The sequence below is a fragment of the Wolbachia endosymbiont (group B) of Horisme vitalbata genome (assembly GCF_964028625.1).
Taxonomy (GTDB): Bacteria; Pseudomonadota; Alphaproteobacteria; order Rickettsiales; family Anaplasmataceae; genus Wolbachia.
In genome coordinates this window covers 1178741-1204345 of sequence record NZ_OZ034797.1, presented here as the reverse complement: position 1 = coordinate 1204345, position 25605 = coordinate 1178741, and the positions used below count along the sequence as shown (strand labels likewise).

Below are 25605 nucleotides of genomic sequence, written 5' to 3'. Positions count from 1 at the left end.
CAGGAATTTACTTATCAACATATACATTAACCAACTACATTAAACGAATTTATATAAAATACTATTTTATATTAGATGGTAGCATCTTAAATTACTAAAACTTCAGTCAACCTCCTAGCCCTGTAGTTTTTAATATGGTCAGGATTAAAAGCACTTTTGGATCTCAGGATACCAAAAATAGTATGGAGTAGTTTACGCATTGCAGCACCAACGATGGCCATATTATGCTTACCCTTTTCCTTTAATCTTTGGCAAAAGCTCATAATGATAGGATTGTGATTCTTAGCTACTATAGCAGGAAAGAAAAGTGCCTTACATAATGTTCGCGAACCAACTTTACTTAATCTGGGCTTGGCATGTACAGATGAACCTGACGTTATGTTTCGTGGTATAACTCCTGCATATGCTGCCAATTGCCTGGCATCTCTAAAAGCCTTTATGTCAGGAACTTCAGCTAAAATAGCTATTGCTGATTCCTCTCCTATTCCTGGAATAGTTAATAAAAGTTGAAAATTTTCCAACAATTCTTTGTGCTGTTTTAGTAGTTCACGTACAGAGTTTTTTATTGTTTCTATTTTTTGTTCTATGTTCATTGCAAGGTCTTCCCAAGCATTTGCAACTTCTTTTGGCAGTCTCTCTTTTTTTTCTAAGTGGTTATTTACTAATGTCAATTCATCTTTTAACGCAGCCGAGCAGCGATAAAGATGTTTTAGTTTTTTCAATTCAGAAGAAGGCGGTGTCCAGCGAGAAGGTTCCTGTCTTTGGCAATAATCAGCAATAATTTCTGCATCAGTCTGATCATTCTTTTGTCGTACAAGCTTACTCCTCGCATAAGATTTAATACAATAAGGATTTATAACACTAACAAAATGCCCAGTATTGTGCAGAAATTCAGCCAAAGCTCCGCTATAACAACCAGTAGCTTCCATACAAGCTTTCACTTGTTCTACGTTATGTTTTTGTAGAAAGCTCAGTAGACCTTGAAACCCATTATCATCGTTCTTAAAGCTCCTTTTCCTAGCTTCACGTTTTCCTTTTTTGCTTATGAATGAAAGAAAGACATCAAAACGTTCTTTTGAAATGTCTATGCCTAAAAAATTGTTGATCATATATAACCCCGTACGTTACTATTAAAATGAAAAGTAAGGCTTACCTTGTGAATACAGAATTAGAACCACTTAGGTTTTTCTATGATACCGTCCAGCCTATACTTTTGAGGAGGAAGCTCTTATCTCACGAGCAGATTCTTAATCTTGGACAGGTTTCAGAGTTCTTCCTCCTCCATCTAATATTTAAGCTTAAAACATTAGATGCTTTTTTCAAGATACAAGGACAGGTTCATTAATCTCCCACACCTTTACATGATAAAGATCTTGAAACTTAGTGTCAACATTTCAGTAGCAAATTTATGTTAAATCTATATCCTGTCAATATGGACAAAAAGAAGGTTATAATATATACAGATGGATGGAAATCCGGGGCCTGGTGGATAGGCAGCCGTGGTGATGTATGAAAATAAAAGTGTCTTTATCAAGAAACGTATCTCTGGAGGTGAAAACGAATAACAAAATGGAGTTAAAGGCTGTGATTAACGGGCTAAAGATGTTGAAAGTTTCTTGCAAAGTTGTTTTACACACTGATAGTCAGTATATTAAACAAGGTATAACAGAGTGGATCAACAAGTGGAAAACAAATGGTTGGAAGACAGCTGATAAAAAGCCAGTAAAGAACAAGGAATTATGGCAGGAACTAGATGAAGTTGCTTTGCAGCATGATATTAATTGGAAGTGGGTTAGAGCTCACAACGGTAATATGTACAACGAGGAGGAAAATAGACTTGCTAGAAAGGAATCTAAAAAGCTAAAATATAGAGATTGTGAGGTCAAAAAATCACCAAAAAATAGAGGGAACTCTAAGTTTCATAGATTGGGTGGGGTATTATGGCAATAATTCTTTTAGACACAAAAACTATAAATCGTATAGCAGCGGGAGAGGTAATAGAAAGGCCAGCGAGTGTAGTAAAGGAATTAGTAGAAAATGCAATAGATGCTGGAAGTTCAGAGATAGAGATCAAAATAGAAAGTGGTGGGCGCAATCTTATAACTGTGACAGATAATGGAAATGGAATAGAAAAGGAAGATTTGGAACTTGCCTTTATGCGCCACGCTACTTCAAAATTAAGCGATAGTGAGTTAATAGAAATCAAGCACCTTGGGTTCAGAGGAGAAGCTTTACCTTCAATTGCAGCAGTAAGTAGAATGAAATTATCGTCTAAGGCAAGTGGAGCAAAGGAAGCATGGTCTATAAGGTATGAGGGAGGAGAAAAAATAGAAGAGGTTATCCCTTGTTCTTTATTACAGGGTACATATATTGAAGTTCGTGACTTATTTTTTGCCACACCAAATAGACTAAAATTTCTAAAAACCGAGAGGGCAGAAACACAAAGCATTGTTGACATTGTAAATAACTTAGCAATGATTAACTACAGTATTGGGTTTACTCTCACTTCCGGTAATAAAAAGCTCTTAAAATATGCTAAACAAACTTCATTCTTTAACAGACTATGTGAAACAGAAGAAGAATTTCAGAGCAATTCGCTGGAAGTTAAAGAGGAAGAAGAAGGAATCAAACTTACGGGACACATCTGTAAACCAACTATTAGTTGTGGCAATTCAACTCAGATCTATACGTTTGTTAATGGAAGGCCAATAAAAGACAATCTACTTATTGGTGCAATTAGATATGCGTATCAAGATTTTATTCTAAGTGGGAGGTATCCTTTTGCAGTGTTGCACTTAGAGATACCATACGATCAAGTAGATGTAAATGTGCATCCAAATAAATCAGAAGTAAGGTTTCAGAACAAGAGGCTAGTATATGAAATAGTGAGAAGAGGGCTAATAAAAGCATTATCGACGAGAATAGGCACGTTCGCAGCAAGTGATGTTAAGTCTCAAAGTATTGAAGAGTTTGATAGTCAAGAGAAGGTTAATAGTGAAGAGAAAAAAAATCAAAAAGAGTTTTATGAGAAGAGGCCAAGTCTTTTAGAAAATCGTCTAATGAAAGAATTCAATGCACCAGATGAAAGAAGGCGAAGCTTACCAGAAACGTTTAAATATGGAGAATCTCTACCCCAAAAGGGAACGATGGTTTTAGAAAGGAAGCAAATTGATTTAATAGCGGATCATCCTCTAGGATATGCACGCTGTCAGGTCTACAATACTTACATTATTGCTGAGGCTAAAGGAAAATTAATTATAGTAGACCAGCACGCAGCCCATGAGAGATTAATACACGAGTGCTTAAAGCAAAAATCAAGCATAAAAAGACAAAAACTTCTTCCTGAAACAGTTGAAATTAAAAACCAAGCTGGAATGGGGATGGTTAAAACTTATAAAGATGAGCTTTTTGAAATGGGTTTTGATATTGAAATACAATCAGAAGATAAAGTAACGATAAAAGAAATACCTGCAATCTTGGGAACAATAGATATAAAAGAGATGCTAGTTGATATAGTAGATAAGTTAATGGAAATGGAAGATACGTTGCCAATAGAGGATAAGGTGAATAAAATATCAGCCACAATCGCTTGCCATGGAGCAGGAAGAAAAATGAAATTGGAAGAGATGAATGAGATACTAAGACAAATTGAGAAAACTCCATATCCTGGTCATGAAAGACCAACGTATATAGAAATGAAACTAAGTGATATAGAAAAATTGTTTGAAAGGAGATGAGTTCAGTTTGTCAAAAAGGTTCCCAATTAAGTATACGTAACAGCTCTTCTGGTTATGGAGTATAAAATGTGAAAAAAGAGAATAAATGCTCTAATTTTTTAGATTACAAAGTAATAGGACAGGAAGTAAGAAATCGTAGATTAGCAAAGGGATATACTCAAAAAGATTTAGCAAAAAAAATCGGAACAACATATCAGGTAATACTTCAATACGAAAAAGGAACACGCAGAATTTCAATTAAGAAGTTATATGAATTAGCAGAAGCATTATCAACAACTGCTAGAGATCTAGCTTGCGGACAAGAAGTATCAAATGAGGGAAGGTATGAGGAAGAGGAGGTACTAAATCTAGTAAGAAGACATAAAGAGATTAAGGATCAAGAATTACGTGAAACGTTTTATTTATTAACTAAATTCATCCGTATTAGTGAGGAAGAAAGTGGAAAGGCGGTAAAAATAGAAGTAGCAAAGGGTTTGGTTAAGGAAGGAGTTTCTGCTCATGTTATCTCTCAAACGACCAGTTTATCTATTGATGAATATGATAATGATGAAAAAAAAATTTCTATTCCGTATAAAGTAGGTCGAAGAATAAAAGAATGGAGGTTGAGAAGAGGATACACACAAGAAGATTTAGCAAGTAAAGTGGGCATAATAAATCAAAGAATATATGAATATGAACAAGGACGAGCTGGTGTTTCACTTGAAATGTTAGATGAAATAGCAAAGGTACTATCAATTAGTATTACAGACCTACTTCCAGAAACAAGAGAAAATGAGAATAGTGAAGCAGAGCTATCAAGGTTAATAGAAGAATATAAAAAGATTAAAAGCCAAGAGCTACGTAATGTACTAATAAAATCTCTGTTTGAAAGCATACAAGTTTGCAAAGAGAAAGTGAAGAGAGTAGAAAAGATGAGAATTGCAAAGAATTTAGTTAAGGAAGGAATTTCTATCAATATTATTTTAAAAACAGTGGGCATCTCTTTAGACGAAATTCAACAAATTTAAAATAAAAAATCAGTATCTATTAATATCTTTACTTTTTGATGAAAAAATAAGTAAAAAAGATTGAAAAATTGATTTGACTTCACTCAAAAGCTATGGCCTTATGCCAATGCTGACAAAAAACAGCAGTAAATATATAAAAACATTTTGTTATTAGTGAAGGGTAATTTTTATGAATAATAAGAAAGATCGTAGAGAAGAAATAGAATTCAGAGCATTAGAAAGCAACGGTAAAGCACTACTTGATCGTGAAGTAATAGAAACGTTTCTAAGTGCAGTGCATGACAGGGAAGAAGCTCGAATTATTGCTAGAAAGCTAATAGATAGTTTTGGAATAGGAGGAGTTTTAGGCCAGGAAATAGATGACTTGAAAACTATAGAAGGGATAACTGACTCTACAGTAGCAGTAATTTTATGCCTAAAGGAAGCTGCAAAGAGAGTACCAAGAGAAGAGTTAAAGAAAGGACCTGTAATGGATAACTTGGAAACCATAGTAAAATATTTGAGGGTGAGTATTGGTTATTCAGAGGAGGAAAAGATGAAAATAATATATTTTGATCAAAAGTGCCGTTTAAAGGGGGAAGAAGTGTTCACTGGTACAGTGGATAAGGTACCTTTTTACATAAGAGAAGTAACAAGAAAGGCATTAATAAGAAAAGCGACGTCAATAATAATATCGCATAACCACCCAGAAGGAAGGTTAAAGCCATCTGATGAGGATGAAGCTGTAACTAAAGACTTGGCTAAAGCTTGTCAGACTATAGGGATTAGGTTGCTGGATCACATTATCATCACAAGTGTTGGGTATTTTAGCTTTAAAGAGCAAGGACTGTTATAAAGCAGATGTTTGAAGATTTTCATGAGCTGTTTAACTACTTGAATGAAGAAAGTATTTGCAAATACATTAATTGTTGCTTATAATTAATGAGAAAGTATATATTGAATTAATAATAAAGTAATAAAGTCGGTTGTAGACTTAGTAAAGTATATTTAATAGCGGAGGCTAATATGAGTAATAAAATAATTGTACCTTTTGATGATCAAGAAGGAAGTACTTACGAGTTAAACATTGATCTTGATAGATTATCGAAAGGTGAGATGTTAAATGCGATTATAGGAATTGGCCGTACTAAGGAGCAATCCACCTTTGTAAGCAAAATTAATAAGGCTAAAAAGTTTGGAGAAGTGCCCTTCCCTAATAGAGACGTTCAAATCAACTACGGAAAAGGGCTTGACTACATATATGGCACAAAACCTTTGAGTAATCAAGCAGATTATCCAGAAGGGTTGAATCCATTTGCTTCAGCTTTGCAAAAAATAAAGCCAAGTGCAGGTGAAAGTGAAACTTTGAGCTGGTTTAAAAGTGAAGTGGTAGAGGCAAAGAATGTAAATGAATTGCACAAAGTTATAGACAAAGTACTAGCTTCTGGAGGAAGGCTAAATGCATGTAATGATGGAGAGTGGAGCTTTGCTGAATATGTAGTATTGGGTACACATTTTCATAAATTAGAAAAAAGTGATCGAAAAAAGATAATGCGTAAATTAATGCTAAGCGGTGCAGAGTTTCATGATACTTTATTGGAGAATAAATTGATAGGTGAAATCTATAATGAGCTACAACCAGAAGTTCAGCCACAGATAGAGAAGCAACTAGAAGAACTAGAAAAAGCTGGCGAAAGTGCTGTTCAAGAAGGAGAATTAATAGATATCGAGATAGACAATACAACATCGTATATAGAATTTTCTGATAATAGCAAGGTAGAGGTAGCCAAAATACTGGAAGCAAACAGAAAGTTAGGAAGTAATATTTTAAAAATTGGTAATGATGCAGTTGAGGTTAAAAGCGAGAAGGGAGGTATAAGAAACTATATCGATATGTCAGATGAAAGCTCTATTATATTACAATTTCCTACAAGCATTGGTCAGCTAAATATTATATTGTACCACGATGTAAAAAAATATGATCAAGTACAAGTCAGAGTAGAAAACAAGGAAATGTGGGCTGAGTTACAAAAAAGAGGCGAAGAAATAGGAAAAAACTGCCTTTTTGGGGGAGTGAAACTTCAAGAAGCAGTAGAGAAAGGTAATTTCACTAGATGTGGCATATGGAATGAAAAGTATGCTATAAAAGAGATTGGCAATGATGAAGTATTGTCTTCATGGGTAAATAGGGTATGTGGAGGTAGTAAAGAAACCTTTAGGGAACTTTAATTCATTTATTTTAAGGTTCCAGAGTTTACTGGAGCCTTTGAGCTATAGTAGAAAATATTATATATATGGTTTTTTGCGTGGAAAAAAGTCTAGATTATGAAGTAGGACAAAAAGTAAAAAGTTGGAGGTTAGAGCGAGGTTATACTCAGAAGGGTTTAGCTGAGAAAATTGGTGTAAAGTACTGGGTAATACTGCAATATGAGAAAGGGAACCGTAAAATTCCAATTAAGAAGTTATATGCCATAGCAGAAGCATTATCAGTAAATGTTAAAGGTCTAGTTTGTGGAGAGACACTACCAAATAAAAAAAGATATTTTGAAGATGAAGAAATATTAAATTTAGTAAAGGGGTATAAGGATAAAGAATTAAGCGAGGTATTTTATTTATTAACCAAATTTATTCGTTTGAGTGAGGAAAGAAGCAGAAAAGCGGTAAAAATGGAAGTAGCAAGGGGTTTGATGAAAGTAGGAGTTTCTGCTCATGTTATCTCTCGAACAACTAACTTATCTATTGGTGAGTATGAGGAGAACAAAATTCCCATTCCATACAAAGTAGGGCAAAGGATAAAAGAGTGGAGATTGATACGAGGATATACACAAAAAGATTTAGCGAATAAAGTTGGCATAACAAATCAAGGAATATACGAGTATGAACAAGGGAGAGCTGCTGTCTCACTTGAAATGTTAGATGAAATAGCAAAGGTATTATCAATCAGTATCATAGATCTACTTCCCGAATCAGATGAGGATAGTGAAGCGGAAGAAAAGCTATCAAACTTGATAGAAGAATACAAAAAGATTGAGAGTCGAGAATTACGCGATATGCTAATCAAGTCTTTATTTAAAGGTATACATGTTTGTAGAGAAAAGGTCAGAGAGGAAAAGAAGATTGAAGTTGCAAGGAATTTAGTGAAAGAAGGAATTTCTGTTGATATTATCTTGCAAACGACAGGCTTATCAAATTATATGATTGAGAAATTTTTGTGATTTCATAAAAACTTAGCCAATAGTGGATTTTTTTGTGATAGAATATATGTTTGCTTCTGTAGGAAAAACAGCTTTTAGAGGATTTATCTATGATAATTCAGAGCATATTGGCTCAGCAAGCTACGAGCTGGGGAAAAAAATAGAAGGTTGTAGGATAGTACAAGGGTATACTCAGGCAAAATTAGCAAGCAAAATTGGTTTAACACATAAGGAAATACATAACTTTGAACTAGGGTGCAAGGCTATTACAATCAAAGAATCGTATATAATAGCAGGAGCATTGTCAGTTAATGTTATAGATCTACTTCCAGAACCAACAGTACTAAGAGAAAACAGTTGGTATGAAGATGAGGATAAAGAAATAGTCTATCTAACAAAAATACATAGAGAAATTAAGGATCAGGAATTACGCAAGAAGCTGTATCCATTAGTAAGGTTTGTATATATTAGCGAGAAAATTAGCCAAGAAGAAGCGAAAATAGAAGTAGCAAAGAATCTAGTGAAAGAAGGAGTTTCAGTTGATATTATTTCCCAAGTGACTCGCTTATCTACTTATGAATATGATGATATAGAGAAAGAAATTTGTACTGATTCTATACTCTACAAAGTGGGGAAAAGGATAAAAGAGCAGAGATTAATACGGGAATACACTCAGGAGGACTTGGCAAATAAAATCGGTTCAACACCTAAAGAAATACACGACTATGAACGAGGATATACAGACATTCCAATTGAAATATTATATAAGATAGCAAAGACATTATCAGTTAACATTAAAGCTCTTGGACTAACAGAATATGAAAATGAGCCAGTTTTTGGGTTTATAGGTAAATGCGAAAAAATTGAGGATCAAGAATTACTGGATACGGTAGCCAGATCTTTATCTGAAGGAATGCAAACTGGTAAAGAAAAGGTTAAAAAAGCAGAGAAAATCAAGATTGCAAAAGATCTAGTTAAGGAAGGTGTTGCTATTGATATTATTGTGCGAGCAAGTGGCCTAACTGCTGATGAGTGTGAAAATTGAATTGTGTTAAACAATATATTAAGATGTAAGTAAAGATAGTTATATATTTAATATTTCTATACAGAATTTTTCTATCACTTTCTGATTGTCCTCTATCATTGCCTTTGCCTCCTGTTGAAGAAATTTGATATTTTTTGATGTAATGTTATCCATGTCAGCCGACGCTAGCTTCAATTGCGATTGTATTCTTACGTATCTATTGCCTATTACTTGATTCATCTGATAATTTACGCAGTCCAATCCAGAGGCAAACATCACATTTAACAAAGGTTTTATCCAGCCTATTTTTCCAAATCTCTTTGAATTGGCATACTCTATGCTTCTGTCTGTTCTTCCAGTACCTATCGATAACAGTAGAATATCATCATTTGGAAATAACCTCTTACCACTTGCATATGCACAAGCCGCTGGATTATTGGCAAACACCCCACCATCCACTAATACTCTGTTTATCTGGTTAATTTTTAGATGTTTTGGTATGAAATAAGTAGGTGCAGCCGTTGCAGCTCTGAGTGCATCTTTCAGCTTAATATTACCTTCTTTCCAGCTTTTGAAGAAAAATGGGCAGTTATTGTGAATATCGTAACTCGTAATCAACACATCACTTAAAGTGTTTTTAAGGATATCATCGCCAAAATATTTATCCAGTACAAATTCAATATTTTTATGTGGGTATTGTGTGCAATTAAGCCAAGAAAATATTGATCTTCTCAAAAATGAAGATTTAAAAATATATGACCCGTATTTTTGGTAAAGCTCGACTAAATCATTGGCTGAATATTGAGGGTTTCCTTGTTTATCTTTTTTACATAATCCTGCTATAACAATTCCACCGGTTGAGGTTCCTGCCACTAAATCAAAGATTTCAGCTATCGGTTTCCTTGCCCTCTTTTCTATTTCTGCTAGTATAATGGCTGGTATGATGCCTCTTATGCCTCCGCCGTCAACTGAAAGGATGTATTTTGCCATGGTTAGGTATTTATTGATTTTATTAACTTGTTCGCTTTTATCGGGATGTGTTTCCTGCCCAAAAGCCACAGTCTGCTTCACGCCTGGAGAAAATTGCACCAACCTAATAATTGATTCCGTAGACTATGCTAAAAAATCTGTGTTGGTTCAGGCATACCAATTTACCTCAAAGCCTATTGCTGAATCCTTGGTTCAAGCTAAAAAGCGTGGAGTTGATATTAAGGTTATTCTAGATGAATCACAAACTAGTTCAAAACATAGTGTAATTAACGAATTATTTGAGCACAAAATCCCGATATGGATTGACTTTAAACCAGCGATTGCTCATAGTAAAATAATGATTATTGATGATAACAAAATAATAACTGGCTCTTTTAATTTCACCTATGCAGCTGAATCAAGAAATGCTGAGAATCTACTGATTATAACAGGGGATCCTCAATTAGTTGAGCAATACATCGAAAACTGGAAGGATCGTCAATCTCAATCTGATCCTTATACACCAAAAGTAGAAGAATAATTACTTTAAATCAGCTTTAAGTTCATCCAATTCCTCAGAAAGATTTTTTACCCTTTCCTCAAGTACTAACACTTTTTCCATTAAACCATATTCAATGAGTTTATCGTGAAATTGTACCCTTGAGTCTAGCTTGGATAACCACCATATCAATGCTACGGTTTGGATTAATATGGTAATAATTACCGTAATTGGGATTTTTTGCTTTTTCATGTGAAAATATTAACTTGTTATGGATAGTTTTAGAAATTTATGTATAGATTATAGAAAACTTACAGCTTTAGTGATTACTTTTTGTTGATTCGTATTGATCCTCTGCTTTAGCAAGTAGCTTTATGATTTCTCTATATGTTTTGCCTTTGTTTTTATCATATCGCAATTCCACTACAGCCATATCTCTTGGTCTTCTTCCATCTCGATCTGTAGCTATAGGATTTGATCCTTTATCTAATAAGAATTTGACAATTTCTAAATGTCCATTATCTGCAGCATAATGTAGTGCTGTTCGCTTAAATTTATTGGCAGTATTTATATCAACATCCTTTTCTACTAAAAATTTTATAATTTCTAAACATCCTTTTTCTGCAGCATAATGCAATGCTTTTTCGCCAATATTTACATTATTTTGTATCAAGAGCTCGATATTTTCTAGGTCACAAGTTTCAGATGCAATCTCTAATTTAGTAATGCTATCTTTATATCTCTTTTCAGATAAGGAAATACATACGATTACAATACATACTGCTAGTGCTATTAATAAAATTAGTCTATTTTTATATATGATCGAATTTATGTTCATGTATTATATATTTATTTGGAATTAAATGACCATTTGCTTAAGTTTCACTTAAACAGCTTTGCTCACTGTTGCCTCTACTATAGTTTGATATCCTCTATTATTCAGAATATGTTCTGCCTTGCTAATTATCCATTCACCTTCAATTTCCTGACAAAATCCTGAAAGGCTGATCTTAGCTTCTGCAAATAATTCTGGATTACCAGGAACAGTTACATTTAAATTTGATGTACTACGTTTTAGTTGTTTTAACTTAGCTGCTGCTGCACTAATTGCTGATTCTGCGGTAGAGTAAAGCGTTTGCAGGGTATAACTTGGACCCTCATTTCCCACTTTCTCTTCTATAGTTTCTCCCTTTTCATAACTGTGCCATTTTGCAATAACAGATCCATATTTGTTACGCACATTAAAATTTACCTCCCAATTTATAATATCTTTAGGTGTTAATACTGTTGTACCTAACATCTTTCCAGTCGCTGATCTTGCTTCTCCCTTTGGAATAAAAATTATATATCCTCCTGCTGGTTTTACTAGTGCATCATATTTTTTGCCTAATCCTTCCAAAAAACTCATGTCGCTTTCATCTGCTTGAATGGTATGTGGTATAAATGTATTTTCAAATCTTTCAGCGACTTTACCTTCATACCCATGTTCTTGTGCTATTTCTTTAATCAAATCTTCCAAGGTAATGTCTTTCCATTCCTTTGATTTTCTTTCCTTTAATGATCCTCTTAAACTTGCAGCGTCACATTTTATTCTTAAAGTTTGTGGTGGACTTTGTATTGTAATTTGATTTGCCTTATATACCCCCATAGGTAATAAACCTGTTTCTTTATATCCTAGAAAAACCTGTAAATTACCCTTAAGTTCTAAAGCGCTAGAGTTATAACTAATATATATCTCAGCTTCGTCACTTGTAGTACCGGATCCATCAGTAACACGTAATAATATTAAACTCTTTTTTAAAACCTCTGTTACTGGGTTATTTTTTGCTACTATATCAAAGTCTGGCGTCATTCATCTAAAATATTTATGACAGATTCTTTCGATATTTTCTGAATTTTAGGAAGCTTAATTCTTAATCCAGCGGGCAAAAAGCTTGCGTATTCTGCAAGGCCTGGATTTTCAAGCAATACTTCCTCCACTGCTCCACTACTGTATCCATAATGTTTCCAGCAAATGTAATCCAACATTTCGTTTTCTTTCGTGTAATAATAAATCACTTACTGTAACTTTTTAACTTCAAAATAAACTCAACTTTTCTCGGTTTTCCATCAGGAAAAAATAATATCTGCTTTTCTTCTACATTAGTAATGACAAAATTTCCAAATACACTTCCTGAATTATCAACTAGAACGTGTGGTTCTTGAGTGTTACGTATATTTTTTAGCTGTTCTAAGCCATTACTCTGATAACGTGAATAAATCACTCCTGTTAAATCAATACATTCAATTCCTGAACCAATGTTTTGTAGCGACGTTTTTTCAATACATTCAATTGTATACCACCTTTTTTCTTTACTGTATCTTAGAACCTGTCTTGAAAGGAGTTAATTGGCTAATTTAGTAAGCATAGAAGTAATCATATTAAATAAGATATTGTTTTTTGAAGTAAGAGGAGAATGTTCGTAATCCTTGCTCATGCGTCTAAAATTGGAAAGCCAGGCAAAGGTTCGTTCTACAATCCAACGTTTAGGAATAACTTGAAATCCTGTATCAACCAATTTCTTGGTAATCGTTAGCAAACATCCAGTTTCCAACAAACATCGATTTTGTAATTTACCTTTATACCCTTGATCAGCAAAAAACCTACGTAATGTTGGAGCTTTGCATTTAGCTTGAACAAAAAGATTGGTAGCACCATCACGGTCCTGAATGCTTGCGCTGTGTACTTCTGCAGTAATTACAAGACCTAGTGTATCTACAATAATATGACGTTTTCTACCCTTTATTTTTTTACCGGCATCATATCCTCTTGATCCCCTTTTTGAGTCGTTTTCACTGATTGACTGTCAATTATACCTACTGAAGGTGTTTCATTTTTGCCAACCATTTTTCTTACCTCTTTTACTAGCATGTCATGTATTTTTTTCAATTTTCCATTATTACGCCACCTGAGAAAATAGTCATACACCGTTTTCCATGGAGGAAAATCTTTTGGTAGCATTCTCCACTGGCAACCACCCCTCATTATGTACCTTATTGCATTAATAATTGTTCTTATGTTATGTTTTCTTGGTCGTCCTATCGCTCCTTGTGCAACATAGGGCTCTAAAATTTCCCATTCCTTGTCACTTATATCACTTGGATACAACTTACCCTCCTATTTTTTGCTTACCTCATCATACTCTTTTCTTCATTACCTTTCAAGACAGGTTCTCAGTTTCCGAAGGCACACTAGTTGACGTTTTAGCAACCGTGGTCGTTTGTGAAGTAGAAGTTGTTTTTGCTACTGTTGTTGGCCCCACTGTTACTGTACTTGTTTGAATTGTTGACTCTGTTGAAGGCCTACTCGTTGTAGAAGTAGGTGCAGTGGTAGTTGATGCTACTGTTGTTGACTCCACTGTTACTGTACTTGCCTGAGTTGTTGACTCTGTTGAAGATTTACTCATTGTGGAAGTTGGTACAATGATAGTTGATGCTTCTGTTGTTAATTTGGTAGTCTTTACAGTGTCGGTTTCTGTTGTGCTAGTAATTGCAGCAGTCGTCGTTTTCTTAGAAGTCACAACCGTCTCTGTAACAGTTATAGGAGCCACAGTACTGCTGGAAATAATACTAGGCATCAATTGGCCGTTAATGATATTAACAAAATCACTGAGAGCTTTGATACTGCTTGTCGGTATTATCGTTGCTTCAGAAGATTTTCCAGAGCTCTCTCTATTAAAAGTTATAATACTCTCTCCACTTACCGCAGTGACGATAAAACCTCCTTGGCCATTGTCTTTAACGTACAATTGTTCTATAGGATCTTCACATTCACAAACAGTAAAATTTGATTTTGGTCCTTTCTTAGCAAGGCTTACTAAATGCAATTCTTGCGTATTAGAAGATTGTTTTTTTGCAAGAAAAGCAACCTGATCATCGCCTTCAGTTTGTTTCACATACTGTAAAAAGTTTATTTTTCCTGGATTAGAGTTAATAGATGATGCTATATTTAATTGGCCGCTTTTATTACCAAGCAAAAAGTCATTAGCTCCCTTTCTATCTTTCAGATTCTGAACTACTTCAGCCACATCAAATTTAAAAATGTTTGTTCTTACTTCTTGATTTTTAGTAATCTTTCTCATCTGTGCATAAAGCATCGTATTTTCATCTAGTACTAATTGCCCTGGATTATCAAATTTGAATAATTTCCTTTCTGTGATGCCGCTTTTTCCAGGTAAAGCCCTAAACTTTCCATCTCCTTTTGATTCTAAGTACCAAGAAACTAAAATTTGATCCTTTAAGTTATGAGCAATTACAATGACATTACCATTACCAACTTTTACTGCTTTTGGTTGAAAATAACTATTACCTGTATTTGCAAGATTCTTGTTATCGTCATTTTTTTGTAATTTTACTTTTCCTGAATGTTCAACTGAAGGTGCATTAGTTGAATGTTGAATTTTATAAGTGTGAAACATTAAACTTTTTATGTATTTTTTTCCTTCTTCGTTAGTTTCTTCTGTAGGAAAAATAACTCCAACTTTATCTACTTCAGCTGAATTTTCTATTAGTGTGGGAGATAATTGGCCCTTAAATTCATTTGCTACGTTGACACATGTATCACACTCGTATGTTTTTGATTGATATAATGGACTAATAAGTAACTTTACTCTACTGCTTCCATTGCCGTTATCTTGATAGCTGAGTCCATAAGTAACTCCATTTCCTTCAATCAACCCTACGTTTACTGGGTTAAAACCTATCGCTTCTTTAACTTTCAGTGTAGTTGTATTAACTCTAAATAATCTACTTAATATAGACATAATTATATTTAAAATTTTAATAAAACGCTATTATGATTATTTCTATATGTAACGTCAATAAAATTTTAACTAAAATTAAGAAATTAATTTTTAAGTGCTCTAAGATAATACGCTAATAAACCCAGATTTCCCATAGACAATATGTTTCCTTTGAAACCATATAATAAATTTAGCAGCTTGTTGACAACAGAAATTCCTTTACAAATCCCCCAAATACCCTTACCATGACATCAAGGGTATTTATGACTCAAAACTTGTTTTTGATCTGCAGGCTCAATGACAAAATTCAGTAAAAAACTCAGGGTATTTATTGGCGAATTACATAAAATTATAGTGGCTTTTTTTATTTTTTCTACATTCAGCCAAAATCCGCTTAAAATAAGCGTTAGAACATTATTACAATGCCAATTTACATTATAAAACTCACTACTAGGGGATTCTTTTGCCTTTTTTCCATCTGGTTAATTTCTTAATGTTTATAATCCCGCTACGTGTTAGTGATATAACTATACAAGAAGTAGTAGAAAGCTAGCTTGCATTAGCTTTATTTGTTATAATTACATTCGGTTTTATAAAGTGAGGAGTAAATATGCCAGAAGTTACTGGGGAAGATTCTAATAAGGAAAGTAGAATAGAAAACGAGCTACAACAGGATTATGAATATGAATTGATTAAAAGTTTATTCATGTTTCCTGATAGGCGTCATTTGGTAGATATTGCTGAAGCTACAAAAGGCTCGTTTGATAATTTAATGTGTGCGTGGCTTGTTACAACTGAGTTGACAGACAGTCAAGAAGAGTTAGATGAGGAATTGCTATCTATTTTTAGTGCAATGAGATCTTTGAGTGCAGGAGATAGTTACCGACAACTTCAAAAGTTTTTATTAAATAATAAAGATAATCAAAATCTAAAAACCGTTCTTAATTGTGAAAGGGGAGAGTCTAGTTTGACGATATTGCACATAATATCAAGTATGGCTTGGGCAAGAAAACAATATGATTGTGCCGTAAGTTTGCTTTTAGAAGCAGGAGCTGACCCTAATATCAAGAATGATAAAGGAAGGACACCATTACACTATGCTACTGGACCTTATAGTATAGCTGCTCTCTTAGAAAAGGGAGCTGACCTTAATGCAGAAGATAATGAAAAAAAAACGCCTTTGCATCATGTTGCTAGTGTTGGTTGTTCTGAAGGCGTAGTTTTACTCTTAGAGAAAGGAGCTATTTCTGATCAAGGTGATAAACAAGGAAAAACTCCTCTGCAAGTTTCACGTGATAATCATCATGAACATATTGAAAAGTACTTTGTGACTTATAAGCGAGAGAAGTTGAGTGATAAGTTACGCTCTATAATGGAAACAAAAGACTGGTTCGAAGATGGTTCAGGTTACGTTTTAACTAAGAGACAGGGGGGCTTGAGAAGAAAGTTGTTTGATATAGTAAATAACTCAGAAGGTGATTCAGTTGTTGAAGATCTACAAGAATTCTTAGATGATTTTGGGAATGATCAAGATCTAAGAATGGTTTTGAATCTTCGAAGTAATGAAGGAGAGTTGCAGGTGCATCAACATGCTAAAAATCTTGATTCTTTTGCTCGTTCAGGTACTGATGAAAGAGCAAATAAATTTGAAGTAAAAAGATTACTTTTGAAAGCAGATGCAATCAATTTACAATGGTCAAGTTATGATGAGAAGGAGTATTATTCTAGGGATTTATGGAGTAATTTACCGCCGAATCGACAGATAAAGCTAAAAGAATTTTTAGATAAAGTTTCTAAAGCTCAAAATATGGATGAACTAGAAGGAGTTGTAAATGAGGCTATTCTCTCAGGAGGAAGGATTAATAGACGATTTTCTCAAGATAAGAAGCGTAATTTTACAGATTGTGTTATGGAAAGGATTGGTGAGTTAGGAAAGAATCCTGAAGTTGCAAGCAAGATAGTATGCAAGTTGGTATCAATAGGGGCAGTGTTATATAATAAAGATAATATGAAAGTAATTGATACACTAGAATCTGAATTTAAAGAGCACAAAGAAAATATGATAGAAGCTTATCTAGATTATCTAGAGAGTACCCTAGATTTTATGGAAGTTATAAAAGGAGCAGTTATTAATGGTATGGTAAAGAATGCAAAAATAGATAACACTACTTTATACTCGGAATATTCCGAAGATAGTATAATAAATGTTGCAAGGCTCACAGAAAAAGCTAGTGAGTTAAGGCGAGCTCAGGGAAACATAGACTATGAAAGAGATATAATAAAGATTGGTAAAAGTGAGGTAGCAATTATAACAAAGAATGGTATAAGGAATTACACCAATCTTGCGGACGATAGTGATATAGTGTTGACTTTCCCTACCACTAAGGGAGAGTTAGACGTTAGGTTATATCCTGATAAGCAAAATAAAGACTGGATAAAGGTAGAAGTAAGAGATCAAGAGAGGTTGAAAGAATTAAAAGATTGTGGAGAAGAAATAGGAAAAAATTGCTTATTTGGTGGTTACTCAGTTTACAATGCTATTGAACGTGGGTACTTTGAAAGGCCTGCAGGAATTTTCCAGGGAGAAAGATTACAAAGTGGTGAAAAAGTTTCTCATGTAGATCAATTACAAAGTAAAAAAAATAATAAGGTACGTCAAATTGGATTATACTAAGCTTGGTTTACAGTAGGTCTTAGATTATGCAAGAAGTCTAATTGCAATTGTTAACTCTTCAAGTATAATTTGTTGAGATTTACATGAACCTTATTAGATGAAAGAGAAAGAAGAGCAGTTTAGTTTTACACCAGACAATCTTAGCAAAGCAAAAAAGTCTATAGAGATGTATCCTAAAGGTAGAGAAGGAAGCGCTGTTATGCCTTTACTGTATCTAGTACAAGAACAATGCGGATGGGTTTCTGAATCTGCCATGCGCTACGTTGCTGACATGCTTCATATTCCACATATTCGCGTATATGAAGTGGCAAATTTTTACACCATGTATAATTTAAAGCCAGTAGGTAAATATCTAATACAAGTTTGTAGAACAACTCCTTGCTGGTTATGTAATAGCGAAGAAGTGTTAAATACCTTTAAAAAGAAACTAGGAATCAATATCGGTGAAACCACTAAAGATAATCTATTTACTTTAAAGGAAGTTGAATGTCTTGGTGCATGTGTTAATGCCCCTGTTGTACAGATCAATAACGATTTTTATGAAAACCTCACTCCTGAAAAAGTGGAAAATATCATAGCAGAACTTTCAAGTAAATAGATGGAAAAGTTCTCGTTTAGGATAACCAAGCAATCAGGTTCTGCAAGAGTTGGAACGATCAAAACTCCAAATGGAAGTATAGAAACACCAGCATTTATATTTTGTGCAACCAAAGCTGCTATTAAAGCTGCAGATATCGAGAGAATCAGAGAAGCAGGTACTCAGATAATACTTTCCAACACCTATCACCTAATGCTCCAACCGGGAGAGGATACTGTGGCAAAGCTTGGTGGCTTGCACAAGATGATGGGATGGAGTGGGCCAATGCTCACTGATTCTGGTGGATACCAGATATTTAGTTTAGGACACGGATCAGTTTCAGAAGAGATAAAGGGAGTAAGACAGAAACAAAAAACTCTGATCAAAATTAACGAGGATGGGGCAATTTTTCGTTCTTACATAAATGGTAAAACTTATTGTCTAACTCCTGAAAAGTCGATACAAATTCAACAAAAATTAGGTGCAGATTTAATCTTAGTTTTAGATGAATGTACTCCATTTCACGTCAGCAAGGAGTACACAAGGAAATCGATGCTCATGAGCCATAGATGGGCTGAACGTTCTTTAAATGAATTTGAAAAAAATAATAATGGCAAACAGGTGCTTTATGGAATTAGTCAAGGCGGAGTGTATCAAGATTTGCGTAGAGAAAGTTGTGATTTTATCAACGATTTGCCATTTTTTGGTCAAGCAATAGGTGGATCACTTGGTCAAAGTAAAGAGCAGATGTATGATGTAGTTTCCTTTACTATGGAACATTTAAAAAAAGATAGGCCTACTCATTTGCTTGGTATTGGTGGAATTGTAGACATTTTTCGTGGAGTAGAGCTTGGAGTTGATACATTTGATTGCGTGCATCCAACTCGCCTCGCAAGACATGGTGGCGCGCTTGTTAAAGTAAAAAATAGAGATTCTATTTCTTCAAAGTGCAAAGAGCATATTAATTTGCGAAATCAACGATTCGAACTAGATGATAACCCAATTGAGAGTGATTGTTTGTGCTTTACCTGCAGAAAACATTCAAGAGCTTATATACACCATCTACTGAAAGCTAAAGAGTTGCTGGCTTATACACTCGTTACCATTCACAATGTTTTCTTCATGAATAAGTTGATGGAATCAATAAGACAAGCAATATTGAATGATAGGCTAGATCAGGAAAAAAATAATTGGATTAGTGAAATACCGCTGCATTGTGAATTATATACCTAGTTCATATTTTGCACATGTGCGTTGCATTTTTTAATCTTCTTTAAAAACTTGACAGTACATTATATATACGGATATACTAGAAATATAATTTTTGTGAGGCATTTATGGTTAAAAATAAAGAAAAACATCAAATAGCGTTTTGCGTTTCAGCCTTTACACTCTTAGCTGGTTTATCATTAATCGCAACTGGAATTGCAGTGGGTACCGTACCTGCTATAGCTTCTTGTTTAGTGATAGGAGGAATTTTAACTGCCTTGTCTATTGTGCAATCAGTAGAAAGCTATTTATTTTTACAAAACAGCGAAAAAACTTTCAATAAAATGATTAGTGGTATATGCGATGAACCAGAAAGCAAACTTTTTATAGAAAGGATTTTGCAACCATTCATTGAACTTTTTAGTGAGCATAAGCAACATAATTAAAGTACACTAAGAACCTGTCTTGAAAGGAGTTAATTGGCTAATTTAGTAAGCATAGAAGTAATCATATTAAATAAGATATTGTTTTTTGAAGTAAGAGGAGAATGTTCGTAATCCTTGCTCATGCGTCTAAAATTGGAAAGCCAGGCAAAGGTTCGTTCTACAATCCAACGTTTAGGAATAACTTGAAATCCTGTATCAACCAATTTCTTGGTAATCGTTAGCAAACATCCAGTTTCCAACAAACATCGATTTTGTAATTTACCTTTATACCCTTGATCAGCAAAAAACCTACGTAATGTTGGAGCTTTGCATTTAGCTTGAACAAAAAGATTGGTAGCACCATCACGGTCCTGAATGCTTGCGCTGTGTACTTCTGCAGTAATTACAAGACCTAGTGTATCTACAATAATATGACGTTTTCTACCCTTTATTTTTTTACCGGCATCATATCCTCTTGATCCCCTTTTTGAGTCGTTTTCACTGATTGACTGTCAATTATACCTACTGAAGGTGTTTCATTTTTGCCAACCATTTTTCTTACCTCTTTTACTAGCATGTCATGTATTTTTTTCAATTTTCCATTATTACGCCACCTGAGAAAATAGTCATACACCGTTTTCCATGGAGGAAAATCTTTTGGTAGCATTCTCCACTGGCAACCACCCCTCATTATGTACCTTATTGCATTAATAATTGTTCTTATGTTATGTTTTCTTGGTCGTCCTATCGCTCCTTGTGCAACATAGGGCTCTAAAATTTCCCATTCCTTGTCACTTATATCACTTGGATACAACTTACCCTCCTATTTTTTGCTTACCTCATCATACTCTTTTCTTCATTACCTTTCAAGACAGGTTCTAAGCATAGAAACCACTTTATCGTAACTTGGCAATGAATTAATTTCTCCAATCGCAGCTAAAGTAATTCTTTCATGCTGAGATAGCAATTCTTCTGCTGCTTTTTTTATATCGTAAATAGTAACAGCACTAATTTTTTCTATTAATTCGTTTTTACTGATGTATTTATTATAGTTACCGTAGTAGTGTCCTAACGTTTCAGCACGCGAGCTAACACTTTCGCGTGACATTAAAATTTGAGATTTTACTCGTTCTTTTACTCTATTTACTTCTTCTTCCTTTAAATCATCTGTAGACAATTTCTTCAACTCTGTCGTTATAGCTTTCAAAAGCTTATCTAGATTACTGCTATCTGTACCAGCAAAAATCGAAAGCATTCCTGTATCAGCATAGCTAGAGTTGAATGAGTAAATGGAATAAGCAAGCCCCTGCTTTTCTCTTACTTCCTGAAACAGGCGTGATGACATGCCACTTCCCAGTATGGCATCAAGAACTTTGAATGTGTGATATCTATTATCATCACGAGAAACACTAGGTAGACCAATTAATAAATGTACTTGATCTAATTTACGATGTTCTAAATACTCACCACCGGTATAACTTGCATTCTCGCTTTTTTTCAGCTCTTTTGAATGAATCTTTGAGAGAAAGTCTTTGATTAATTGAACAACCTCCTCATGTTCAACATTTCCTGCAACAGCAAATATAATGTTCTCGCCAAAGTAATGCTCATTTATGTAGTTATCTAGATTAGCTCGAGTAAAAGATTTGACAGTATCTTGCGTACCCAAGATTGACCTACCAAATGGTTGATCTTTATAAGCTGCTTCAAAATACTTATCAAAAATGATATCACTCGGTGAATCATTAGTTTGAAAAATCTCTTGTATTACAACACCCTTTTCGCGTTCCAATTCATCCTCTGGAAATGTAGAATTCATTAATATATCTATTAATATATCAATGCCAGTCTTTATATCTTTTTTAAGAACCTTTGCGTAATAACTTGTACTTTCTCTACCGGTGCAAGCATTGAAAGCTCCACCTATGTCGTCAAAAGCTTTTGCAATTTCAAAAGCAGTTCTTGTCTTTGTTCCTTTGAAAGCCATGTGCTCTAGGAAATGAGATATTCCATTTTGGCTTGCACTTTCAGCTCTACTGCCAACACCAACTCGTATATTTAAAGCTACGGAATCAACTTCATGCACTCGCTCAGTTATTATGCACAGACCATTATCTAGTTTTGTTACTTGTGGTATATTCATCTTATATATTCTTCTTTAAATTCTCTTCTACAAAATCCCAATTGATCAAATGATCAAGAAAAACTTTTATGTAGTCAATTCTGCGATTTTGGCAATCCAAATAGTATGCATGCTCCCATACATCCATAGTAAGTAGTGGCACCTGGCCATAAATTAGCGGTAGATCCGCATTTGGAGTTTTAGTGATTTTGAGTTTTCCTTTTTCAAGCACTAACCACACCCATCCACTGCCAAATTGGCTTACTCCATAATTTGAAAATTCTTCACAAAATTTGTCAAAGCCACCAATATCATCTTGAATTTTTTTTGCTAGAAGACCATCATCTTTAGGCTCACCACCACCATTTTTTTTCATTGAATTCCAATAAAAAGTGTGATTCCAAACTTGTGCTGCATTGTTAAAAATAGGAACTGTATTATTATTTCCATGAACTTTCGTTACTAATTCCTCAATTTCCATATGTTGATAATCTGTGTTTTCAACCAGTTCGTTGAGTTTATTTAAATATCCCTTATGGTGCTTATCATAATGAAAATTCAATGTATTTGCAGATATGTAAGGTTCTAAAGCTGCTTTATCATATGGCAGCTCAGGTAAAGTAAAACTCATGCTGACCTCTTTATTTTCGATGGTATGGTAATATGTGCTTTTGCGCAACAGATAATTTAGTGATGTTTGTTGCAGTTATTCTAAAATAATCTATACTGATAAGGTAACTATTTTTTTATTTTTAGAGGGTTAATATGCCAAGTTCATATAGTAATTTTAAGAAATATGTTAAATTCGGAGATGTTCCTACCAAAAGTGTTGGATGTAACAAAATTCCACAAAATAGTTTCTATAAATCCGTTTACCTTATCAACAGTGTTGTTGGGCCAGTGAAAAATGTAGCTCTTGGTAGTTACAAAAAAAATCCTTCTATGATTGGGATTATTACTTTTGCGTTAGCTAGTGTAATTCTGCAACCTTTATATCTAGCATTGGCGTATTTACACTACCGACAATGTTGCAAAAAACATAAAAATAAAACTAGAGAAAACCATTTCTCGAAAACTTCTGTGTCCAGAACCAAGAGTCCGATTTACTTATAGCGCTAATAATCAATTAACCATCGGCTTTAAGGAATGATATGAACATATTATTTCAAGGAAAAGTCATGAGAAACAAGAGATTAGCTATCCAAATTAGCTGTAGCTATGAACCTAATCGGTTAGCAGAACAATGCTTATCAGATGCTTATGAAAAGGTAGTGTCAAAGGAAATAAGTCAAAAAAACTTAAAACATAAAAATGGGATTCAAGGAGGGTCAAATGGTAACAGTATGTTTATATGCGAGAGTTTCTTCGGGGAAACAAGTAGAAGGAAATACGATAGAAAGTCAAATTGCAGCTTTAGAGAAGCAAATTAATCTGGACGGATACAGATTGTTAAGTGAGTATAAATTTATTGATAACGGCTACAGTGGATCTCATTTAGTCCGCCCTGATTTAGAAAAATTACGTGATAAAGTAACAGAAGGTAAAATTGATAAGATTTACATTCATTCTCCTGATCGTTTATCTAGAAAATATGCATATCAAATGGTGCTGATTGAAGAATTTGAAAAAGCAGGAGCAAAAGTGGTTTTTTTAAATTATGAGATTAACGGTAACCCAGAATCTCAATTACTGTTACAAATGCAAGGTATGATAGCAGAATATGAACGTGCGAAAATTATGGAACGAAGTCGTCGTGGTAAAATCTATGCAGCTAACAAAGGCTATGTAAATGTAATGGGAGGAGCTCCTTATGGTTATCGTTATATAGATAAGCATATGGGAGGAGGACAAGCTTTATTTGAGATTAACGAAAAAGAAGCTGATGTCGTTCGTAAAGTATTTTTGTGGATAGGCAGAGAAAGAACAAGTATTGGGGAAGTATGTCGTCGGCTAAATACTATGTCCATTAAGACACAAAAAGGAAAAGAACGCTGGAATAAAGGTACAATTTGGAGTATGTTGAAAAACCCTGCTTACAAAGGACAAGCAGCTTTTGGTAGAAGAAGGTTAGGAGTAAGATTAAAGCAAGTAAGACCACAGAAAGGCTCTTGTGAGCAGCCAAAAAGTAACCACTCTGTCTATCCTGTTGAAAAAGCAAATTGGATTTATATTAAAGTGCCAAATATAGTAGATGAAGATATATTTGATATTGTTCAAGAACAATTAGCTGAAAATAGAAAAGTAGCAAGGACAAGAAAAAGAGGAGCAAAGTACTTACTACAAGGTTTAGTCATATGTAAGCGTTGTAATTACGGATGTTACGGAACTTGCATGAGAAGTAGACGAGAAGAAGAAGGTGGTCATTATGCATATTACCGTTGTAGTGGTAAAGATTCTTACCGTTTTGGTGGTAATAAGATTTGTGACAATAAACCCATTCGCTCAGATGCATTAGAAACAGCTGTGTGGGAAGAGGTTAAGCAGTTATTGAAAAATCCAAACAGGATTTTAGAAGAATACAAGCGTAGGCTTTCAGAACTAAAAAAATCATCATTGGATCAAAAAAGTGACCTGCTAGAGAAACAAGAAAATAAATTAAAACGTGGTATTGCTAGACTTATCGATAGTTATGCTCAAGAATATATCAATCAAGAGGAATTTGAACCACGAATTAAAGCAATGAAACAAAGCTTAAAAACAATTAAAGAAGAGAAGAAAAAGATATTTTATCAAAAGGAATTAGAACAGGAGGTAACTCTGGTTGTGGCCAATTTAGAAGACTTTTCTTCCAATATTACGTTAAACCTTGATAACGCAGACTGGTTAACTAAACGTGATATTATCAGAACATTGGTCAAGAGAATTGAAATTAACCTTGAGGACGTAAATGTGGTATTTCGCGTAAAAGAGCTACCGAACTCTTCTGGACATAATGGAAAGGAAAATAAAAATTTGCAACATTGTCGTAGGTGTATTTACAGTAACACTTTGCACTAGCCTAGGAGAGCTAAATTTAATGGTATATCATGACACAGAAGACTATCATCAAGTACAAGTTGAGGTAGAAGATGAAGAAATGTGGAACGAGTTGCAAGAAATAGGAGAAATCGTAGGAAAGGGTTGTTTATTTGGTGGAATGTCTGTTAAAGAAGTAGTGGAAAAAGGCAGCTTTACTAGATGTGGAAGGTGGGGCGACCAAAATTCTAAAAGTAGTGAGACCTTTTCTTGGGTGAGCAAATTAAAAGATACCAAAACGACATCTGTAGGACGTTCTTGATTGGTGGCTATGTTTTTACATAGCCATAATTATTGCAAAGTAAAGTAGTTCTTGAAATTTAATCAAAATTACCATAAAAAATTTACCTTAACTAGCATTGCTTGTAGAAGTGGATTGAAGATATATTCAGG

The 25605-nt window shown here is 34.2% G+C and carries 25 protein-coding genes and 2 pseudogenes; 15 read left to right on the top strand and 12 right to left on the bottom strand.

The genetic code is table 11. The features are described from left to right. Positions 1-86: 86 nt before the first annotated feature. Positions 87-1109, bottom strand: a complete 1023-nt coding sequence (locus tag ABWU56_RS05830) for an IS110 family transposase (RefSeq protein WP_264377700.1) — start codon at positions 1107-1109, stop codon at positions 87-89. A 323-nt stretch (positions 1110-1432) separates the two neighbouring features. Between ABWU56_RS05830 and rnhA the strand changes: the two are divergent. From rnhA to ABWU56_RS05795, 7 genes and pseudogenes are all read left to right on the top strand, one after another. Next, positions 1433-1848, top strand: a pseudogene (gene rnhA, locus ABWU56_RS05825) (ribonuclease HI); the annotation flags it as partial. 92 nt (positions 1849-1940) lie between these two features. Continuing rightward, positions 1941-3737 (top strand): DNA mismatch repair endonuclease MutL, encoded by a 1797-nt coding sequence (gene mutL / locus ABWU56_RS05820; RefSeq protein WP_353281239.1) that lies wholly within the window; start codon positions 1941-1943, stop codon positions 3735-3737. A gap of 68 nt (positions 3738-3805) precedes the next feature. Then, positions 3806-4744 carry a helix-turn-helix domain-containing protein gene (locus ABWU56_RS05815; protein ID WP_353281237.1) on the top strand — a complete coding sequence of 313 codons (939 nt, stop codon included), beginning with the start codon at positions 3806-3808 and terminating at the stop codon, positions 4742-4744. Positions 4745-4913: 169 nt separating this feature from the next. Continuing rightward, entirely contained in the window at positions 4914-5579 is a 666-nt protein-coding gene (locus tag ABWU56_RS05810; RefSeq protein ID WP_262986252.1) for a RadC family protein, read from the top strand. A 170-nt stretch (positions 5580-5749) separates the two neighbouring features. Then, a complete protein-coding gene (locus ABWU56_RS05805) occupies positions 5750-6952 on the top strand; it encodes a hypothetical protein (protein WP_353281236.1) in 1203 nt (400 codons plus the stop codon). A 65-nt stretch (positions 6953-7017) separates the two neighbouring features. Next, positions 7018-7938, top strand: coding sequence for a helix-turn-helix domain-containing protein (locus ABWU56_RS05800; protein WP_353281234.1), 921 nt, complete (start codon positions 7018-7020; stop codon positions 7936-7938). Positions 7939-7984: 46 nt separating this feature from the next. Further along, entirely contained in the window at positions 7985-8962 is a 978-nt protein-coding gene (locus ABWU56_RS05795) for a helix-turn-helix domain-containing protein (protein WP_264377706.1), read from the top strand. Positions 8963-9001: 39 nt separating this feature from the next. Here ABWU56_RS05795 and ABWU56_RS05790 read toward each other — a convergent pair whose 3' ends face one another. Next, positions 9002-9931 (bottom strand): patatin-like phospholipase family protein, encoded by a 930-nt coding sequence (locus ABWU56_RS05790; RefSeq protein WP_264377097.1) that lies wholly within the window; start codon positions 9929-9931, stop codon positions 9002-9004. Between ABWU56_RS05790 and ABWU56_RS05785 the strand changes: the two genes are divergently transcribed. After that, positions 9918-10451 (top strand): phospholipase D family protein, encoded by a 534-nt coding sequence (locus tag ABWU56_RS05785; protein WP_353280975.1) that lies wholly within the window; start codon positions 9918-9920, stop codon positions 10449-10451. The genes ABWU56_RS05790 and ABWU56_RS05785 overlap by 14 nt on opposite strands. Here the strand turns inward: ABWU56_RS05785 and ABWU56_RS05780 are convergent, their stop codons facing one another. The 7 genes and pseudogenes from ABWU56_RS05780 to ABWU56_RS05750 all read right to left on the bottom strand — a co-directional run. After that, the gene (locus tag ABWU56_RS05780) at positions 10452-10661 is read right to left on the bottom strand and encodes a hypothetical protein (RefSeq protein WP_262986488.1); all 210 of its coding nucleotides are present in this window, start codon (positions 10659-10661) and stop codon (positions 10452-10454) included. Positions 10662-10728: 67 nt separating this feature from the next. Next, positions 10729-11247 carry an ankyrin repeat domain-containing protein gene (locus tag ABWU56_RS05775; RefSeq protein ID WP_262986489.1) on the bottom strand — a complete coding sequence of 173 codons (519 nt, stop codon included), beginning with the start codon at positions 11245-11247 and terminating at the stop codon, positions 10729-10731. Between the two features lie 48 nt (positions 11248-11295). Continuing rightward, positions 11296-12261: a phage late control D family protein gene (locus ABWU56_RS05770; protein WP_264377099.1), complete on the bottom strand. Its 966-nt coding sequence runs from the start codon at positions 12259-12261 to the stop codon at positions 11296-11298. After that, on the bottom strand, positions 12258-12437 hold the full coding sequence (locus ABWU56_RS05765) for a tail protein X (RefSeq protein WP_214303299.1): 180 nt from the start codon (positions 12435-12437) through the stop codon (positions 12258-12260). Before ABWU56_RS05765 ends, ABWU56_RS05770 begins: the two co-directional genes overlap by 4 nt. Positions 12438-12463: 26 nt before the next feature. After that, complete coding sequence (locus ABWU56_RS05760; RefSeq protein WP_353281966.1) at positions 12464-12733, bottom strand: phage tail protein; 270 nt, start codon at positions 12731-12733, stop codon at positions 12464-12466. A gap of 60 nt (positions 12734-12793) precedes the next feature. Then, a protein-coding gene (locus ABWU56_RS05755) for an IS5 family transposase (protein ID WP_353281091.1) occupies positions 12794-13557 on the bottom strand; the annotation gives its coding sequence in 2 pieces (ribosomal slippage) (positions 12794-13203 and positions 13203-13557; 765 coding nt in all). A 64-nt stretch (positions 13558-13621) separates the two neighbouring features. Then, a pseudogene (locus ABWU56_RS05750) lies at positions 13622-15211 on the bottom strand (hypothetical protein); the annotation flags it as partial. 589 nt (positions 15212-15800) lie between these two features. On the opposite strand from ABWU56_RS05750, the gene ABWU56_RS05745 reads away from it, so the two are divergent. The 4 genes from ABWU56_RS05745 (at position 15801) to ABWU56_RS05730 (ending at position 20096) form a co-directional block, all read left to right on the top strand. Continuing rightward, positions 15801-17864 carry an ankyrin repeat domain-containing protein gene (locus ABWU56_RS05745; RefSeq protein WP_353281276.1) on the top strand — a complete coding sequence of 688 codons (2064 nt, stop codon included), beginning with the start codon at positions 15801-15803 and terminating at the stop codon, positions 17862-17864. A 97-nt stretch (positions 17865-17961) separates the two neighbouring features. Next, positions 17962-18462 carry an NADH-quinone oxidoreductase subunit NuoE gene (gene nuoE / locus ABWU56_RS05740; protein WP_064085503.1) on the top strand — a complete coding sequence of 167 codons (501 nt, stop codon included), beginning with the start codon at positions 17962-17964 and terminating at the stop codon, positions 18460-18462. After that, positions 18463-19674 carry a tRNA guanosine(34) transglycosylase Tgt gene (gene tgt / locus ABWU56_RS05735; protein WP_254229541.1) on the top strand — a complete coding sequence of 404 codons (1212 nt, stop codon included), beginning with the start codon at positions 18463-18465 and terminating at the stop codon, positions 19672-19674. Between the two features lie 104 nt (positions 19675-19778). Beyond that, positions 19779-20096, top strand: a complete 318-nt coding sequence (locus ABWU56_RS05730; protein ID WP_010402415.1) for a hypothetical protein — start codon at positions 19779-19781, stop codon at positions 20094-20096. Positions 20097-20125: 29 nt separating this feature from the next. Here the strand turns inward: ABWU56_RS05730 and ABWU56_RS05725 are convergent. The 3 genes from ABWU56_RS05725 to ABWU56_RS05715 all read right to left on the bottom strand — a co-directional run bounded on the left by ABWU56_RS05725 (position 20126) and on the right by ABWU56_RS05715 (position 22828). Beyond that, positions 20126-20889, bottom strand: a protein-coding gene (locus tag ABWU56_RS05725; RefSeq protein WP_353281091.1) for an IS5 family transposase whose coding sequence is annotated in 2 segments (ribosomal slippage) — positions 20126-20535 and positions 20535-20889 — 765 coding nt in all. Because the reading frame shifts where the segments join, the coding sequence is not laid out codon by codon here. 45 nt (positions 20890-20934) lie between these two features. Next, positions 20935-22218, bottom strand: coding sequence for a M16 family metallopeptidase (locus ABWU56_RS05720; protein ID WP_353281273.1), 1284 nt, complete (start codon positions 22216-22218; stop codon positions 20935-20937). 1 nt (position 22219) lies between these two features. After that, positions 22220-22828, bottom strand: coding sequence for a superoxide dismutase (locus tag ABWU56_RS05715; RefSeq protein ID WP_264375731.1), 609 nt, complete (start codon positions 22826-22828; stop codon positions 22220-22222). Positions 22829-22962: 134 nt separating this feature from the next. Here ABWU56_RS05715 and ABWU56_RS05710 point away from each other — a divergent pair, with 134 nt between their 5' ends. The 3 genes from ABWU56_RS05710 (at position 22963) to ABWU56_RS05700 (ending at position 25474) form a co-directional block, all read left to right on the top strand. After that, positions 22963-23310: a hypothetical protein gene (locus ABWU56_RS05710; RefSeq protein WP_353281271.1), complete on the top strand. Its 348-nt coding sequence runs from the start codon at positions 22963-22965 to the stop codon at positions 23308-23310. 198 nt (positions 23311-23508) lie between these two features. Then, the gene (locus ABWU56_RS05705; RefSeq protein WP_264704252.1) at positions 23509-25194 is read left to right on the top strand and encodes a recombinase family protein; all 1686 of its coding nucleotides are present in this window, start codon (positions 23509-23511) and stop codon (positions 25192-25194) included. Then, positions 25130-25474 carry a hypothetical protein gene (locus tag ABWU56_RS05700; protein WP_353281269.1) on the top strand — a complete coding sequence of 115 codons (345 nt, stop codon included), beginning with the start codon at positions 25130-25132 and terminating at the stop codon, positions 25472-25474. Before ABWU56_RS05705 ends, ABWU56_RS05700 begins: the two co-directional genes overlap by 65 nt. The last annotated feature ends 131 nt before the right edge of the window (positions 25475-25605 follow it).